Source organism: Pantoea sp. X-Soil-MYKO-1289 (assembly GCF_059730625.1).
In genome coordinates this window covers 3,541,492-3,559,094 of the sequence record NZ_AP036004.1, presented here as the reverse complement: position 1 = coordinate 3,559,094, position 17,603 = coordinate 3,541,492, and the positions used below count along the sequence as shown (strand labels likewise).

The window sequence follows — 17,603 nt, the reverse complement described above, 5'->3', positions numbered from 1 at the left end:
TAAGGAGTCATCAACATGAGCGAAGCGGCAAGCTGGCAGCCGAGCGCACCCATTGCCAATTTGTTGAAACGTGCGGCTATCCTCGCGGAAATCCGACGTTTCTTTGCCGATCGCGGCGTGCTGGAAGTGGATACGCCGGCGATGAGCCAGGCAACCGTCACCGATATCCATCTGGTGCCCTTTCAGACGCGTTTTGTCGGTCCCGGCGCGACGCAGGGGCGCGATCTCTGGCTGATGACCAGCCCGGAATACCATATGAAGCGCCTGCTGGCGGCGGGCAGCGGACCCATCTATCAGATGGGTCGCTGCTTCCGCAACGAAGAGGCGGGACGTCACCATAATCCCGAATTCACCATGCTGGAGTGGTATCGCCCGCACTACGATATGTACCGCCTGATGAACGAGGTGGACGATCTGCTGCAGCAGGTGCTGGAGTGCGACAGCGCTGAATCGCTCTCCTACCAGCAGGCGTTTATTCGCCATCTCGATCTCGATCCGCTGTCGGCGGATAAAGCGCAGCTGCGCGAAGCGGCGGAGAAGCTGGGCGAGGGCGAACTGGCGAACCGCGAAGAGGATCGCGATACCCTGCTGATGCTGCTGTTTATGCTGGGCGTGGAGCCGAAGATCGGCATCGATAAGCCGACCTTCGTTTACCATTTCCCCGCCAGCCAGGCGGCGCTGGCCGAGATCAGCACGGAAGATCACCGCGTCGCGGAGCGTTTCGAGGTGTATTACAAAGGCGTGGAGCTGGCGAACGGCTTCCGCGAGCTGACCGACAGCCGCGAGCAGCGTCAGCGCTTCGAGCAGGATAACCGGCGGCGCGCGGCGCGCGGGCTGCCGCAGCATCCGGTCGATACCTATCTGCTGGATGCGCTGGCGCACGGCATGCCCGCCTGTTCCGGCGTGGCGCTGGGCGTGGATCGTTTGATTATGCTGGCGCTGAAGGCGGATTCGCTGAGCGAGGTGATCGCGTTTCCGGTGGATCGCAGCTAAACAAGATAGCGGGACGCTTTGCTCTTCGGTTCCCGCTACCTGCGTTTTAATGCCGGTGCGGCCGGAAAGACGTTCGGTTAATTCCCGCTGTCGGGAAACTCCTGAATGGTCACCGGCAGCGTCAGCTTCCGATCGTTGCGCAGCACGTCGACTTTAATCACTGAGCCTGGACGGATCTCCGCCACCTGATCCATCGTCTCCTGCGCGGAGACGGCGGGTTTGCCGTTCACGCTCAGCAGTACGTCATTCACCTGAATGCCCGCTTTATCCGCCGGTCCGTCTGGCGTCACCACGCTGACGATAATGCCCTGAACATGATCGATGCCGCTGCCCTGATTGTGCAGCGCAGGCAGCTCGCGCCCGGTGATGCCGATATAGCCGCGGATAACGCGGCCGTCGCGGATCAGCTTATCCATAATCTTGCTCGCCAGCGCGGTAGGGATAGCGAAGCCAATGCCTTCCGGCGTCTCGCCGTCGTTGCTTTTATCAAAGGTCAGGGTATTGATGCCCATCAGCTCGCCCAGCGAGTTAATCAGCGCGCCGCCGGAATTGCCCTGGTTGATGGATGCGTCGGTCTGCAGGAAGTTCTGGCGTCCGGATGAGCTCAGGCCGACACGGCCCGTGGCGCTGATAATGCCCTGCGTAACGGTTTGCCCGAGGTTATAAGGATTGCCGATCGCCATCACCACGTCGCCGATATGCGGCACGCGGTGCGGGTTAATCGGGATCACCGGCAGGCTGGAGGCGGTGATCTTCAGCACCGCCAAATCGGTCATGGCGTCGGAGCCGACCAGGTTGGCCTCAAAGAAGCGGCCATCCTGCAGCGCGACGATAATCTGATCGGCGTTATTGATCACGTGCTTGTTGGTCAGGATATAGCCTTTGGCGTTCATGATCACGCCGGAACCGAGCGTGGTGATGCCGCGATTATTATTGCCGCCGTGGGCGCTGCGATTATAGACGTTGACCACGGCAGGCACGGCGCGGCGGACGCCAGCGTTAAAGCTGAAAGGCGTCTGGTCGTCGCTGTCGTCGTCACGGTTGAGAAGGGCGCTGGTGCCGCCCATACGCAGTGCAGGCAGCGCCGCAAGCAAAATGCCTGCGACAATCAGGCCCAACACCACTGAACGCAAAAGTTTAGGAAACATGGTGTTAACTTACGCCAGGGGGAGATCGCAGGGCAGGATAGCACGAGAAAGGCGAACAAACACGCTTGTGTTGTTCGCCTGTCAGAGGGATTAACGCAGCAGCAGGTAGATTGACTCGTCGCCGCGCACCACGTTCAGCGCCAGCACCGGCGGTTTGCCTTCCAGCACTTTGCGCATTTCAGCCAGGCTGGTGACGCGCGTGCGGTTGACGCCGACAATCACGTCATCTTTCTGCAGGCCGACCTGCTCAGCCGCCGTGCCTTTATCGATGCTGTCGATCTTCACGCCCTTGTCGCCCGATTTGGTCGCGCCGTCGCTCAGCGTCGCGCCCTGCAGCGCCGGCGACATCAGCTGCGCGCTGGCGGTGCTCTGTGCGCTCTGCTCCAGCGTCACCTCGACCGACATCGGCTTGCCGTCGCGCAGCAGACCGAGCTTCACTTTCTCGCCCGGCGCGGTGGTGCCCACTTTCACGCGCAGTTCGGCAAAGCTGGTGATCGGCTTATCATTAATCGAGGTGATAATATCGCCCGATTTCACGCCCGCTTTCTGCGCCGCAGACTGTGGCAGCACTTCAGAGACAAAAGCGCCGCGCTGCGCATCAACGTTAAAGGCTTTGGCGATATCCGCCGTCATTTCGGTGCCTTTAATGCCGAGCTGTCCGCGCTTCACTTCGCCATATTTAATCAGCTGCTGCGCCAGGTTCATCGCCATATCGCTGGGAATAGCGAAGCCGATGCCGATATTGCCGCCGCTCGACGCCAGAATCGCGGTGTTGATGCCGATCAGTTCGCCGTTGAGATTAACCAGCGCGCCGCCGGAGTTGCCGCGGTTAATCGCCGCGTCGGTCTGGATAAAGTTCTCCAGCCCTTCGAGGTTAAGCCCGCTGCGCCCCAGTGCAGAGATTATGCCGGAGGTCGCGGTCTGACCCAGTCCGAACGGGTTGCCGATCGCCACGGCGAAGTCGCCCACTTTTAGCTGATCGGAGTCGGCGATTTTCACCTGCGTCAGGTTCTTCGCGCCTTCGACCTGAATCAGCGCGATATCGGTCTGCTCGTCATGGCCGATCAGCTTCGCGTCATATTCGCTGCCGTCGCCAAGCTGCACGCTGATCTTGTCCGCGCCGTTGACCACGTGGTTATTGGTCAGGATGTAGCCCTTAGCGGCGTCGATAATCACGCCGGAGCCTAAGCCTTCGAACGGCTGGGCCTGATCGCCGCCAGGCCCCTGGCCGAAGAAGCGTTTCAACGGCTCGGGAATATCCTGCGCCTGGCTGGCGGTTTCCGTGCCTTCAACATGGACGCTGACCACCGCCGGCAACACTTTTTCCAGCATCGGCGCCAGGCTGGGTAACGGCTGGCCCTGAATCTGCGCGGGCAAGGTCGCCATCGCCGCAGGCGTTGCGGCCAGGCTCATTCCGATACTCAAGGCTAATGCGCTTAACAGACGTGCTTGTTTTTTCATTGCTAGAACGCTCTCGCTGCGAAAAGTGGGGGAGTAAACGTATGTGACAGCTGATTCAGGGTCTGGGTTCGCAAAAATGCGGGGCGCAACCGGGTTACGCCCCAATAAGACTAGTCGCGCGCGGCGCGTTCGCCACGCAGCAGGCCGGAAGCGCCTTCGGAGTAGTCACGCGGGATCTGGACCGGCGCCTGATCGTTATCCGCTTCCGCTTCGGTCAGCTGATAGGCGAAGGGGTTTTTCTCGCCCGGCAGGTTCGGCAGCAGATCGTTCGATCCTTTCGCCATGTGCTGATAGAGCTGGCGGTAGTCGCGCGCCATGTTGTCCAGCAGCTCGGCGCTCTGCGCGAAGTGGTTGGTCAGCTCTTCGCGGTAGTCCGCCAGCTCTGCTTTAGACTTCTCCAGCTCGTACTGCATGCTGCGCTGCTCGCGCAGTTTTTTGTTACCGAAACGCATGGCAACCGCGCCGACAATAATGCCAATTACTAAACCAATTAACCCGTATTCCCAGGTCATAATGACTCCCATGTAATTTCCGTTGTTTGTAGGGCATCCACCATTTCAATAGTAGTCACTATACCCGTTAATCTTATGGATGTGGAACTCTGAGGCGGCATGCCTTAGTGTAGAGCGGCCTTTTTTTCATCAACCGAACTGTGAATAAGACCTTTTCAGGGATCTGAGAGAACCAATGCAAACCTCATCTCCGCTTGCCCGCTATGAGCAGGCGCTGTCGCAGGGCGACTTTAAACCCGATGATGTACAACGCGACGCCATCACCCGACTGGACGCCGTTCAGCGGGCCTTACTCGCGCGTCAGCCCGAAACGTCCGCTAGCGGCAAAGGATTATTCGGCCGCCTGTCCCGACTGATGGGCAAAGAGAAAACCGACGCGCAGGCGCCGGTGCGCGGCCTCTATATGTGGGGCGGCGTAGGACGCGGCAAAACCTGGGTCATGGATTTGTTTTTTCAGTCTATTCCTGGCAACCGCAAGCTGCGCCTGCACTTCCATCGCTTTATGCTGCGCGTGCATGAAGAGCTGACCCAGCTACAGGGGCAGAGCGATCCGCTGCTGATCATCGCCGACCGCTTTAAAGCCGAAACCGATATTCTCTGCTTCGACGAGTTTTTTGTCTCCGACATTACCGACGCCATGCTGCTCGGCACCCTGATGGAGGCGCTGTTCGCGCGCGGCATTACGCTGGTGGCGACCTCGAACATTCCGCCAGACGATCTCTATCGCAACGGCCTGCAGCGCGCGCGTTTCCTGCCGGCGATTGAGCAAATCAAACTGCACTGCGACGTGATGAACGTCGATGCCGGCATCGACTACCGGCTGCGCACGCTCACCTCGGCGCATCTGTGGAACGCGCCGCTGAACGAGGCGACGCACGCCGAAATGGAGCGCATGTTCAAGGCGCTGGCGGGCAGCGCGCGCGACGACGCGCCGGTGCTGGAGATTAACCACCGCCAGATGGCGACGCTGGGCGTCAGCGAAGGGGTGCTGGCGATAGATTTCCTGACGCTGTGCGGAGAAGGGCGCAGCCAGCATGACTATATCGAGCTGTCGCGCCGTTTCCACAGCGTGCTGCTCTACGACGTGCCGGTGATGATCTATAAAACCGAAGATCAGGCGCGCCGCTTCCTCGCGCTGGTGGATGAGTTCTACGAGCGTCACGTCAAGCTGGTGGTCGCGGCGGAAACGTCGCTGTTCGAAATCTACCAGGGCACGCGGCTGAAATTTGAGTATCAGCGCTGCCTGTCGCGCCTGCAGGAAATGCAGAGCGAGGAGTATCTGCGGCTGCCGCATCTGCCTTGAGGGCGCGCGAGAAAAAGATCAAATAGGGTTCGATTTTTGTAATCGACTTCTCTATAATCTTGCGACCCCACGTTACAGCAACTGGATTTATTTCCCGAATCCGTTGTGCTCCGGTAACTCTATCCGAAGGGGTGGGCTTGCTGGTCAAAATGGTCGTGTGAGCCTCAACCGTTTACTTAAGCGTTTGGGTTTTCACCAACGTGTAACTTAATTTGGGTAAGCTTTTCGATGAAAACTTTTACAGCTAAACCAGAAACCGTACAGCGTGACTGGTATGTTGTTGACGCAACTGGCAAAACCTTGGGTCGCCTGGCGACTGAACTGGCGCGCCGTCTGCGTGGTAAGCATAAAGCGGAATACACTCCGCACGTTGATACTGGTGATTACATCATCGTTCTGAACGCTGACAAAGTCGCCGTTACCGGCAACAAGCGTACTGACAAGATTTACTATCACCACACTGGCCACATCGGTGGTATCAAACAGGCGACCTTTGAAGAGATGATTGCTCGCCGTCCTGAGCGTGTGATTGAAATCGCGGTTAAAGGCATGCTGCCGAAGGGCCCGCTGGGCCGTGCAATGTTCCGTAAACTGAAAGTTTACGCGGGCAACGAGCACACCCATGCGGCACAGCAACCGCAAGTTCTTGACATTTAATCGGGATTACAGGCAATGGCTGAAACTCAAAACTACGGCACTGGTCGCCGCAAAAGCTCTACCGCTCGCGTATTCATCAAGCCGGGCAGTGGCAACATCGTAATCAACCAACGTTCTCTGGAACAGTACTTCGGTCGCGAAACGGCACGCATGGTCGTTCGTCAGCCGCTGGAACTGCTGGACCTGGTTGGTAAATTCGATCTGTACGTCACCGTTAAAGGTGGTGGTATTTCTGGTCAGGCAGGTGCGATCCGTCACGGCATCACCCGCGCTCTGATGGAGTACGACGAATCTCTGCGTGCTGAACTGCGTAAAGCGGGCTTCGTTACCCGTGACGCGCGTCAGGTTGAACGTAAGAAAGTCGGTCTGCGTAAAGCACGCCGTCGTCCGCAGTTCTCCAAGCGTTAATTGTTTGCGGCTTCGGCTGCTGCGATTGGCACAAAAAACCCGCCTCGGCGGGTTTTTTATTTTCGACCCCGTCGCGTCAAAAAACGCGTAAACCCCTGCGCTGCTCGCAAATTCCCCGCAAATCTCGAATCCTCGCCCACAAGCTGCCCAAAATCTGGTAAACTCTGTGTCACTTTGCGCCCATGAGTCGGCGTGTGATGTCGGTCAACCCTCAGGATGTCGGAGAGACAGATCTAACGCGGGCTGTGAGCGAACGATTGAGCAGGTGAGTCGCCGTGTGGTTGGCTATTCGCAGTAACTTTTTGTGAACAAACTTGGAGGTTTTCATGGCTGTCGCTGCCAACAAACGTTCGGTAATGACGCTGTTTTCCGGTCCCACTGACATTTTCAGCCATCAGGTACGCATCGTCCTGGCTGAAAAAGGCGTTAGTGTAGAGATCGAGCAGGTCGAAATGGATAACCTGCCGCAGGATCTGATTGACCTCAACCCGTATCGCACTGTGCCGACGCTGGTAGATCGCGAACTGACGCTGTATGAATCCCGCATCATCATGGAATACCTCGACGAACGCTTCCCGCATCCGCCGCTGATGCCGGTCTATCCGGTCGCGCGCGGCGAAAGCCGTCTGATGATGCACCGCGTCGAGCAGGACTGGTACAGCCTGATGCACACCATTGAAAAAAGCAGCGGCCAGGAAGCGGAGGCCGCGCGCAAGCAGCTGCGCGAAGAGCTGCTGGCGATTGCGCCACTCTTCGCCCGTACGCCGTTCTTTATGAGCGAAGAGTTTAGCCTGGTGGACTGCTACCTGGCGCCGCTGCTGTGGCGTCTGCCGTCAATGGGCATCGATCTGGCCGGCGCCGGCTCGAAAGAGCTAAAAGGCTATATGAATCGCGTATTCGAGCGTGATTCTTTCCTCGCTTCACTGACGGAAGCGGAACGTGAAATGCGCCTGCAAGCCCGGGGCTAACCTATGGAAATGTCGCAACTCTCAGCCCGCCGTCCTTACCTGCTGCGCGCGTTCTATGACTGGCTGCTCGACAACCAGCTCACGCCGCATCTGGTGGTCGACATCAATCTGGAAGGGGTTCAGGTGCCGCTGGAATATGCGCGCGATGGACAGATTGTGCTGAACATTGCGCCGCGCGCGGTCGGCAATCTGGAGCTTGGCAACGACGAAGTGCGCTTCAACGCGCGTTTCGGCGGCGTGCCGCGCCAGGTCTCCGTGCCGATGGCTGCTATTCTGGCGATCTACGCGCGTGAAAACGGCGCAGGCACGATGTTCGAGCCGGAACCTGCCTACGAGCTGGGCGCGCAGGATGGCGAAGAGACGCCGGTCGATCCTGTGATGTCCGTGATCGATGGCGACCGCCCGGACGACGCCAGCGAAGACGATCCCTCGCCGGATGACGATCCGCCGCCGCGCGGCAATCGCCCGTCACTGCGGGTGGTGAAATAGCACATAAAAAAGCCGGCTGCGATAGCCGGCTTTTTGTCGCTGCGCGAACCTTACACTTCCAGATAGTCCATGATGCCTTCGGCGGCTTTACGCCCTTCGGCAATCGCCGTCACCACCAAATCCGAACCGCGCACCGCATCGCCGCCGGCGAAGATTTTCGGGTTGCTGGTCTGGAAGGCGCTTTCAGCCTGTTCCGGCGCGATAATGCGTCCCTGACCGTCCAGCTCTACGCTGAAGTCGGCCAGCCACTCCATTTTGTGCGGACGGAAGCCGAACGCCATGACTACCGCGTCTGCGGGCAGCACATGCTCGGAGCCAGGCACGATTTCCGCGCGGCGACGTCCTGCCGCATCCGGCTGGCCCATCTCGGTGCGCGCTACTTTGACGCCGCTGACGCGACCGCTGGCGTTGATTTCGACGCCCAGCGGCTGCACGTTGAACTGAAACTCCACGCCCTCTTCACGCGCGTTTTTCACCTCGCGTTTCGAACCCGGCATGTTGGCTTCGTCACGGCGGTAGGCGCAGGTCACGTGCGTCGCGCCCTGACGGATAGAGGTGCGTACGCAGTCCATCGCGGTATCGCCGCCGCCCAGTACCACGACGCGCTTGCCTTCCATGCTGATGTAAGGCTGTTCGTCCTGCTGCGCAAACCCCATCGTGTGCTTAGTGTTGGCGATCAGGAACGGCAGCGCGTCATAGACGCCCGGCGCATCCTCGTTCTCCAGCCCGCCGCGCATCGACTGATAAGTGCCGACGCCCAGGAAGACCGCGTCATAGGCGTTTAGCAGGTCGCTCATCTGCACGTCGCGGCCCACTTCCGTATTCAGCTGGAACTCAATGCCCATACCGGTAAAGAGTTCGCGGCGCTTGATCATCACCTCTTTTTCCAGCTTGAACGACGGAATGCCGAAGGTCAGCAGGCCGCCGATTTCTGGATGGCGATCGTAAACCACCGCTTTGACGCCGTTGCGCGTCAGCACGTCCGCGCAGGCGAGGCCCGCCGGACCCGCGCCGATAATCGCCACGCGCTTGCCGGTCGGTTTCACGTGCGACATATCGGGACGCCAGCCCATCTCCATCGCTTTATCGTTAATGTAGCGCTCGATATTGCCGATGGTGACCGCGCCGAACTCGTCGTTCAGGGTGCAGGAGCCTTCGCACAGGCGATCCTGCGGGCAAACGCGTCCGCACACTTCCGGCAGGCTGTTGGTCTGATGCGACAGCTCCGCCGCTTCGATAATGCGGCCTTCGTTCGCCAGCTTCAGCCAGTTAGGAATGTAGTTGTGAACCGGACACTTCCACTCGCAGTAAGGGTTGCCGCACGAGAGACAGCGATCGGCCTGCGCCTTCACCTGGCTGTCAGAGAAGGGTTCATAAATTTCGACAAACTCAATTTTACGAATTTTCAGCGGCTTCTTTGGCGGGTCAACGCGCTGCAGGTCGATAAATTGATATACGTTTTGACTCATCGTAACCTCTTACGGCTATCCCGTCCGGCGCGTCGCACCGGACGGGGCAAACTATTACTGTGCCTGCACGCGCAGCTCTGCTGCGGAACGACTGCGGTGACCCAGCAACGCTTTGACGTCGCTGGACTTCGGTTTAACCAGCGCGAAGCGCGACGACCAGAGCGGCCAGTTGGCGAGGATCTCTTCGCCACGGCTGGAGCCGGTGTGCTGTACATGCTCGGTGATCAGACCGCGCAGGTGTTCCTCATGGATCGCCAGCTCGTCGACGTTGAGCACTTCCACCAGCTCCGGGTTGACGCGCTTGCGGAACTCGCCGTCTTCATCCAGCACGTAGGCGAAGCCGCCCGTCATGCCGGCGCCGAAGTTAACGCCGGTGCGGCCCAGCACGCAGACGATGCCGCCGGTCATATATTCACAACCGTTGTCGCCAATCCCTTCTACCACCGTAATCGCGCCCGAGTTGCGCACGGCGAAACGCTCGCCCGCGCGGCCTGCGGCAAACAGCTTGCCGCCTGTCGCGCCGTAGAGGCAGGTGTTGCCCGCAATGGTCGCTTCGTGGCTGCGGAACGCGGAGCCGACCGGCGGTCGGATTGCCAGCATACCGCCCGCCATTCCCTTGCCGACGTAGTCGTTGGCGTCGCCGGTCAGCGTCAGCTCAACGCCGCCCGCGTTCCATACGCCAAAGCTCTGACCGGCGGTGCCGGAGAAGTGCGCGCGGATCGGATCCGCCGCCAGCCCCTGATCGCCGTGGATCGCCGCGATAGCGCCGGAGAGCGTCGCGCCGACGGAGCGGTCGGTGTTGCGAATGTCGAAGAAGAAGGTCTTGCTCTGTCTCGCTTCCACAAACGGCATCGCCTGGTCATGCAGCGCTTTATTCAGCTCGCCTTTGTCGAAAGGCGGGTTGCTGCCTTCGGTGCAGTGCAGCGCTTTGCCCGGCATCGGCGCGGCGGTTTTCAGCAGCGACGAGAGATCCAGGTTCTGCTGCTTGGCGGTGAAGCCGTCCAGCTCTTTCAGCAGGTCGGTGCGGCCGATCAGGTCAGTCAGGCGTTTCACGCCCAGGCTCGCCATCAGCTCGCGGGTTTCACGCGCGATGAACTCAAAGTAGTTGGTTACCTTGAAGGGCAGGCCGTGATAGTGATTCTTACGCAGCTTATCGTCCTGGGTCGCTACGCCGGTCGCGCAGTTGTTCAGGTGACAGATACGCAGGTATTTACAGCCCAGCGCCACCATCGGACCGGTGCCGAAGCCGAAGCTTTCCGCGCCGAGGATCGCCGCTTTAATAATGTCGAGGCCGGTTTTCAGGCCGCCGTCGACCTGCAGACGGATCTTATGGCGCAGACCGTTGGAGACCAGCGCCTGCTGGGTTTCCACCAGGCCAAGCTCCCACGGACAGCCCGCATATTTCACCGAGCTTAACGGGCTGGCGCCGGTGCCGCCGTCATAGCCGGCGATGGTGATCAGGTCGGCATAGGCTTTCGCCACGCCGGTTGCGATGGTGCCGACGCCTGGCTCGGAGACCAGCTTCACCGAAATCATCGCTTTAGGGTTCACCTGCTTCAGGTCGAAAATCAGCTGCGCCAGATCTTCGATCGAGTAGATGTCGTGATGCGGCGGCGGGGAGATCAGCGTGACGCCCGGCACGGAGTAGCGCAGCTTCGCGATATAGGGCGTGACTTTGTCGCCCGGCAGCTGGCCGCCTTCGCCCGGCTTCGCGCCCTGCGCCACTTTAATCTGAATGACATCGGCATTGACCAGATAGGCTGGCGTCACGCCGAAGCGGCCAGAAGCGACCTGTTTGATGCGCGAAACTTTGTTGGTGCCGTAGCGCGCCGGATCTTCGCCGCCTTCGCCGGAGTTGGAGCAGCCGCCGAGCGAGTTCATCGCTTCGGCCAGCGCCTCATGCGCCTCCGGGCTGAGCGCGCCGATAGACATCGCCGCGGTGTCAAAACGCTTAAACAGCTCGCTGGCCGGCTCGACCTCGTCGATGTGGACCGATTCGGTGCCAGGCTGCAGCGCCAGCAGATCGCGCAGCGTCGCCACTGGACGCTCGTTCACCAGCTTCGCATAGGCCTGATAGTCGCTGTATTCGCCGCTCTCTACGGCGCGTTGCAGCGTACCCACCACGTCCGGGTTATAGGCGTGATACTCGCCGCCGTGCACATACTTCAGCAGGCCGCCCTGGTCCAGCGGCTTGCGCTGCAGCCAGGCGCGTTTCGCCAGGTTGGTGAGATCCTGCTGGAAGTCGGCGAAGCTGGCGCCGCTGATGCGGCTGACCACGCCCTGGAAGCAGAGGCGCGATACATCGGCATGCAGGCCCACCGCTTCGAACAGTTTCGAGCAGCGATAGGAGGCGATGGTCGAGATGCCCATTTTGGACATGATCTTGTAAAGGCCTTTGTTGATGCCGTTACGGTAGTTCAGCATCACCGCGCGATAATCTTTTTCGATTACGTTGCTGTCGACCATCTTCGCCAGCGATTCATAGGCCAGATAAGGATAGATAGCGGTCGCGCCGAAGCCGAGCAGTACGGCAAAGTGGTGCGGATCGCGCGCGCTGGCGGTCTCAACGATAATATTGGCGTCGCAGCGCAGGTTTTTCTCAACCAGACGCGTCTGCACCGCGCCGACGATCATCGGCGCCGGAACCGGCAGGCGGTTTTCGCCGATGGCGCGATCGGAGAGCACCAGCAGCACGGTGCCGTCGCGCACCATACGCTCAGCCTCGTCGCACAGCGCGTGCATCGCCTGCTCCAGGGTTTGCGTCGCCGGGTCGAAAGTGCAGTCGAGCGTGTCGGCGCGATAGTACTCGCCTTCCATGGTGGTCAGCTGATTAAAGTCGGACCACAGCAGGATAGGGGACTTAAAGCTGACGCGATGCGCCTGACCTTCCGCTTCGCAGAAGACGTTCATTTCGCGGCCAATGCTGGTGGCCAGCGACATCACATGGTTTTCGCGCAGCGGATCGATCGGCGGGTTAGTCACCTGCGCGAACTGCTGGCGGAAATAATCATAAATGATGCGCGGGCGGCTGGAGAGCACGGCGAACGGCGTGTCGTCGCCCATTGAGCCGACCGCTTCCTGACCGTTCTCGCCCAGCACGCGAATAATAGTGTCGAGCTCTTCGCTGCTGTAGCCGAACTGCTTCTGGTAGGTCGCCAGCAGCGGATCGTTCAGCTCGCGGCTGCCGACCTGGTCGTCAGGCAGATCTTCGAACGGCACCAGACGCTTAACGTTTTTCTCCATCCACTCTTTATAGGGATGGCGGCTCTTCAGATCGTTATCGGTTTCTGCCGAATGGAGGATGCGTCCGATCCGGGTGTCGATCACCATCAGCTCGCCAGGACCGACGCGGCCTTTCTCTACCACTTCGTCCGGCTGGTAATCCCAGATGCCGACTTCGGAGGCGCAGGTGATCAGTTTGTCCTTGGTGATCACGTAGCGCGCCGGGCGCAGGCCGTTACGGTCAAGGTTACAGGCGGCGTAGCGGCCGTCGGACATGACGATGCCCGCCGGGCCGTCCCACGGCTCCATATGCATGGAGTTGAAGTCGAAGAAGGCGCGCAGTTCCGGATCCATATCCGGGTTGTTCTGCCAGGCGGGCGGCACCAGCAGGCGCATCGCACGCACCAGGTCCATGCCGCCGTTCAGGAACAGCTCCAGCATGTTGTCCATCGAACTGGAGTCGGAGCCGGTTTCATTGACGAACGGCCCGGCGTTCTGCAGATCGGGGATCAGCGGCGTGTTGAATTTATAGGCGCGCGCGCGCGCCCACTGCCGGTTACCGGCGATGGTGTTGATTTCGCCGTTGTGCGCCATATAGCGGAACGGCTGCGCCAGCGGCCAGCGCGGCACGGTATTGGTGGAGAAGCGCTGGTGGAACAGGCAGATAGCCGATTCCAGACGCAGGTCCGCCAGATCGAGATAGAAGCGCGGCAGGTCGGCCGGCATACACAGGCCTTTATAGATATTGACCTGGTTTGAGAAGCTGCAGATATAAAATGCTTTATCGTCGGTCTGCTCGATGCGCTTTTCCGCGCGGCGGCGCGCCATATAAAGGCGGCGCTCCATATCGCGCGGACGCCAGCCGGCCGGGGCGTTGATAAAGAGCTGCTGAATGCGCGGCATAGAGGAGAGGGCAATCTCTCCCAATACGTCCTGATTGACGGGCACGTCGCGCCAGCCGACCACAGAGAGGGTTTCACGGACCACTTCCTCTTCCACAATGCGGCGGCTCGCCTGAGCCTCTTCCTCATCATGGCTGAGGAACAGCATGCCTACGGCGTAATTTTTCGCCAGACGCCAGCCTTTCTCTTCCGCAACGACGCGGAAGAAGCGGTCAGGTTTTTGTAATAACAGACCACAGCCGTCGCCAGTCTTGCCGTCGGCAAGGATCGCGCCACGGTGTTGCATACGGGCCAGCGCGTGGATTGCGGTACGCACCACCTTATGGCTAGGTTCGCCTTCTATATGGGCGATGAGGCCGAAACCACAGTTATCCTTTTCAAGGGATTTGTCATACAACATTTCAGTGAACCTCCCCAGGCTCTGTGGATTCCCTTTGGTCGGGCTACGGGCGCAGAAAGTGCTAAGCGACAGGCTGGCGCGCATCGTGCGCTGCACTCCTGTGTCGCCCCATCTGTCTGGCCTTTGGCGTCGTTGTCACAAGCGTCGTGGTCTTGTTACAGGGGGAATCTCTGTTACTGCATAAATATGACGAGTTGAGCACCCGTCCAGAAAGCTTCCAGCGGATTTCCAACTTATCGGGAAAGCGGAATAAGGTCAAATAGCGTTCCTGATGCTCTTTTTAACGGGTATTTATTGGCTAACTTTCTGAATTGTAATTAATTATCTACCAAAAAAGCGTCGATCCACCGTTGCGTGTGCCCGGCCGAAATGTGAACTGTCTCACTGTCATGCAGCCGTCACATCCCTTCGGCGTGCTGGTTTGATGCACTTTAACAGCAGAAAATGCTGCATAGCAGATTACCCGCACATCATGTATCTGTTTTTCTTATAACAGCTTCTTTGCTGCAAATGAGCAGGCTTCATAAGTAAAATTAATCAGGATAAGCGCGATTATTCACGCAATTAAAATGAATTTCTATGCAAAATAAAAAAGGGATGCCGAGACAACGGAAAGCTGTCGACAAAGAAAAAGAAAGGTCTGGATCACAGTCGCCGAGAAGCAGGCGGCCCTCCAGATTATTCGGTTGGCGCAATTAGTCAAGTGATTTAGCGCCAGAGCAGGCATCGTCGGCGATCGTGGCGCCAGATGCACCATAACGGGGCGTAACGCGCGCTTTCCGGCGCTTCGTCGCGCCATCGGCAGCGTAATTACGCTATGATGAGCCTGTTCTTTTCCAGGGAGTTCGTATGAAACAGATTCGCCTGCTGGCGCAGTATTATGTTGATTTAATGGTTAAGCTGGGACTGGTGCGTTTTTCGCTGCTGCTGGCGTCGGCGCTGGTGGTGCTGGCGATGGTGGTGCAGATGGCGGTGACCATGGTGCTGCGCGGCCATGTCGAAAGCATCGACGTGGTACGTTCGGTGTTCTTCGGGCTGTTGATTACGCCCTGGGCGGTCTACTTTCTCTCGGTGGTGGTCGATCAGCTGGAGGAGTCGCGTCAGCGTCTGTCGCGGCTGGTGGACAAGCTGGAAGAGATGCGCACCCGCGATTTAGAGCTTAATCAGCAGATGAAAGAGACCATCACCCAGCTTAATCAGGAAATTAGCGATCGTATCAAGGCGGAGCAGGCGCGCGAGCAGGTGATGGATAAGCTGCGCGAGGAGATGGCCCGCCGCGAACAGGCGCAGATCGAACTGGAACAGCAATCCTCGTTTCTCCGCTCTTTCCTCGACGCCTCGCCCGATCTGGTGTTCTACCGCAATATCGACAAGCAGTTCTCCGGCTGTAACCGCGCCATGGAGCTGCTGACCGGCAAAAGCGAAAAGCAGCTGATCGGCCTGACGCCGCGCGATATCTATGACGACGACGCCGCCACCAAAGTGCTGGAGACGGATGAAAAAGTTTTCCGTCATAACGTGTCGCTCACCTATGAGCAGTGGCTGCAATATCCAGACGGGCGCAAAGCCTGTTTTGAAATCCGTAAAGTGCCTTACTACGACCGCGTCGGCAAACGCAGCGGGCTGATGGGCTTTGGCCGCGATATTACCGAGCGTAAGCGCTACCAGGACGCGCTGGAGAACGCCAGCCGGGAGAAAACCACCTTTATCTCTACGATCAGCCACGAGCTGCGTACGCCGCTTAACGGCATTGTGGGCCTGAGCCGCATTCTGCTCGATACCGATCTCAATCAGGAGCAGCTGAAATACCTGAAAACCATTCACGTATCAGCGATTACGCTCGGCAACATCTTCAACGACGTCATCGAAGTCGACAAGATCGAGCGCCGCAAGGTGCAGCTGGATAACCAGCCGCTCGACTTCACCGGCTTCCTGGCGGATCTGGAGAACCTTTCCGGTCTGCTGGCGCAGCCGAAAGGGCTCAGATTCGTGATGGCGCCTGATCTACCGCTGCCGCACAAGATTTGCGCCGACGGCACGCGCCTGCGTCAGATCCTGTGGAACCTGATCGGCAACGCGGTGAAGTTCACCCAGCAGGGCGAAATCGTGGTGCGCGTCGCCTATGAGCCGAACGAGACCCTGCGCTTCGAGGTGGAAGACTCCGGCCAGGGCATACCGCAGGAAGAGCAGGACAAGATCTTCGCCATGTATTACCAGGTGAAAGATCAGCACGGCGGCAAGCCGGCGACCGGCACCGGCATCGGGCTGGCGGTATCGCGCCGCCTGGCGCAGGCGATGGGCGGCGATATTACCGTACGCAGCGCGCCGGGCCAGGGCTCCTGCTTTACCGTGCTGATCAAGGCGCCGCGCGTGGCCGAAGAGGTAGAGGATGACAGCAGAGAGAGCAGCATGCCGCTGCCGGCGCTGCACGTTTTGCTGGTGGAGGATATCGAGCTGAACGTGATCGTGGCGCGCTCGGTGCTGGAGAAGCTTGGCTGCAGCGTCGAGGTCGCTATGACCGGTAAGGCCGCGCTGGAGATGTTCGATCCGCTGGAGTTCGATCTCGCCCTGCTGGATATTCAGCTGCCGGATATGACCGGCCTGGACGTCTCGCGCGCCATCCATCAGCGCTATCCAGACGCCAGCCTGCCGCCGCTGGTGGCGCTGACCGCTAACGTGCTCAAAGACAAAAAAGAGTATCTGGAGGCTGGCATGGACGATGTGCTGAGCAAACCGCTTTCCGTTCCGGCGCTGACCGCCATGATCAAGAAGTTCTGGGATCATCAAAACGAAGAGGCTGACGCCGACCATCCTGAAAGCGATGACAAGACGCGCGCGCTGCTGGATGTGCCGATGCTGGAGCAATATATCGAACTGGTGGGCCCCAGCCTGATTACGCAGAGCCTGACGATGTTCGAACAGATGATGCCTGGCTATCTGGAGGTGCTCGATTCGAATCTCATGGCACGCGACCAGAAAGGCATTGCAGAAGAGGGGCACAAAATCAAAGGCGCGGCGGGATCGGTCGGGCTACAGCATCTGCAACAGGTGGCTAAACAGATTCAAAGCCCGGAGCTGCCGGCATGGTGGGACAACGTGGGCGAATGGGTTGAAGAGCTCAAGCGCGAGTGGCGTCATGACGTTCAGGTATTGCGCGACTGGGTAGCGGAAAGAGAAAACCAGAGGGCCTGAAAAAAAATGACCCCAGTCGAAGACCGGGGTGCGCGAATACTGCGCCAACACCAGGGAAAAAGTCGCTGTTGCTATACTTAGAGGAGTTCAAGCGCAGCAGCGTGGTATCGGTTAACGTCTGTCATCACCTTAGCAAATTCATCAATGACCAGGTAAAGATTCATTAAAATGTGTGATGTTGAGCAGCGTTTAAATACAGAAAACATTAATTTGGCAACACAGTCAAGTAAGGAATTAATTTCTGCGTTGCATTGCGCTTATTTTGACCAGTTGTTGCATTTTTTATGCGGTTTTCAGTTGCCATGACGATAAGAGCATGGCCTCAAACTAGGTAAAAGCGCGCATAACGGTTTCAGGCGTTTTAAGTTATGATAACGCAATGAAATTTAAAGTATAAAGCGCTGTTGCTCCGGGATTATCCAAAACGTTTTGGAAAGCACGCTTTTAAAGTTCCAGATTTGAATTAAGTCCTGCCATTT

Annotated in this window: 12 protein-coding genes; 7 read left to right on the top strand and 5 right to left on the bottom strand. The window is 58.7% G+C overall.

Annotated features, from left to right (window positions below; translation table 11 throughout):
- Positions 1 to 15: 15 nt before the first annotated feature.
- Positions 16 to 993, top strand: a complete 978-nt coding sequence (epmA, locus tag AC6I7Z_RS16960; RefSeq protein ID WP_497815043.1) for an elongation factor P--(R)-beta-lysine ligase — start codon at positions 16 to 18, stop codon at positions 991 to 993.
- A 77-nt stretch (positions 994 to 1,070) separates the two neighbouring features.
- On the opposite strand, the gene degS is transcribed toward epmA, so the two are convergent.
- The 3 genes from degS to zapG all read right to left on the bottom strand — a co-directional run bounded on the left by degS (position 1,071) and on the right by zapG (position 4,114).
- Complete coding sequence (degS, locus tag AC6I7Z_RS16955) at positions 1,071 to 2,141, bottom strand: outer membrane-stress sensor serine endopeptidase DegS (RefSeq protein WP_497815042.1); 1,071 nt, start codon at positions 2,139 to 2,141, stop codon at positions 1,071 to 1,073.
- 90 nt (positions 2,142 to 2,231) lie between these two features.
- Positions 2,232 to 3,602, bottom strand: a complete 1,371-nt coding sequence (gene degQ, locus AC6I7Z_RS16950) for a serine endoprotease DegQ (RefSeq protein WP_497815041.1) — start codon at positions 3,600 to 3,602, stop codon at positions 2,232 to 2,234.
- A 110-nt stretch (positions 3,603 to 3,712) separates the two neighbouring features.
- On the bottom strand, positions 3,713 to 4,114 hold the full coding sequence (gene zapG / locus AC6I7Z_RS16945) for a Z-ring associated protein ZapG (protein WP_033749631.1): 402 nt from the start codon (positions 4,112 to 4,114) through the stop codon (positions 3,713 to 3,715).
- Between the two features lie 175 nt (positions 4,115 to 4,289).
- Here zapG and zapE point away from each other — a divergent pair, with 175 nt between their 5' ends.
- From zapE to sspB, 5 genes are all read left to right on the top strand, one after another.
- The gene (gene zapE, locus AC6I7Z_RS16940; protein WP_497815040.1) at positions 4,290 to 5,417 is read left to right on the top strand and encodes a cell division protein ZapE; all 1,128 of its coding nucleotides are present in this window, start codon (positions 4,290 to 4,292) and stop codon (positions 5,415 to 5,417) included.
- Positions 5,418 to 5,645: 228 nt separating this feature from the next.
- The gene (gene rplM / locus AC6I7Z_RS16935) at positions 5,646 to 6,074 is read left to right on the top strand and encodes a 50S ribosomal protein L13 (RefSeq protein ID WP_033793286.1); all 429 of its coding nucleotides are present in this window, start codon (positions 5,646 to 5,648) and stop codon (positions 6,072 to 6,074) included.
- A 15-nt stretch (positions 6,075 to 6,089) separates the two neighbouring features.
- The gene (gene rpsI / locus AC6I7Z_RS16930) at positions 6,090 to 6,482 is read left to right on the top strand and encodes a 30S ribosomal protein S9 (RefSeq protein WP_031375459.1); all 393 of its coding nucleotides are present in this window, start codon (positions 6,090 to 6,092) and stop codon (positions 6,480 to 6,482) included.
- Positions 6,483 to 6,808: 326 nt separating this feature from the next.
- Positions 6,809 to 7,450 (top strand): stringent starvation protein SspA, encoded by a 642-nt coding sequence (gene sspA, locus AC6I7Z_RS16925; protein WP_033749254.1) that lies wholly within the window; start codon positions 6,809 to 6,811, stop codon positions 7,448 to 7,450.
- A gap of 3 nt (positions 7,451 to 7,453) precedes the next feature.
- On the top strand, positions 7,454 to 7,939 hold the full coding sequence (gene sspB, locus AC6I7Z_RS16920; protein ID WP_497815039.1) for a ClpXP protease specificity-enhancing factor: 486 nt from the start codon (positions 7,454 to 7,456) through the stop codon (positions 7,937 to 7,939).
- 50 nt (positions 7,940 to 7,989) lie between these two features.
- On the opposite strand, the gene AC6I7Z_RS16915 is transcribed toward sspB, so the two are convergent.
- Together AC6I7Z_RS16915 and gltB are read right to left on the bottom strand one after the other, a co-directional pair.
- Positions 7,990 to 9,408, bottom strand: a complete 1,419-nt coding sequence (locus AC6I7Z_RS16915) for a glutamate synthase small subunit (RefSeq protein ID WP_033749256.1) — start codon at positions 9,406 to 9,408, stop codon at positions 7,990 to 7,992.
- Between the two features lie 54 nt (positions 9,409 to 9,462).
- Complete coding sequence (gltB, locus tag AC6I7Z_RS16910) at positions 9,463 to 13,932, bottom strand: glutamate synthase large subunit (RefSeq protein WP_497815038.1); 4,470 nt, start codon at positions 13,930 to 13,932, stop codon at positions 9,463 to 9,465.
- Between the two features lie 849 nt (positions 13,933 to 14,781).
- Between gltB and arcB the strand changes: the two genes are divergently transcribed.
- Positions 14,782 to 17,124, top strand: a complete 2,343-nt coding sequence (gene arcB / locus AC6I7Z_RS16905) for an aerobic respiration two-component sensor histidine kinase ArcB (protein WP_497815037.1) — start codon at positions 14,782 to 14,784, stop codon at positions 17,122 to 17,124.
- Positions 17,125 to 17,603 lie beyond the last annotated feature (479 nt).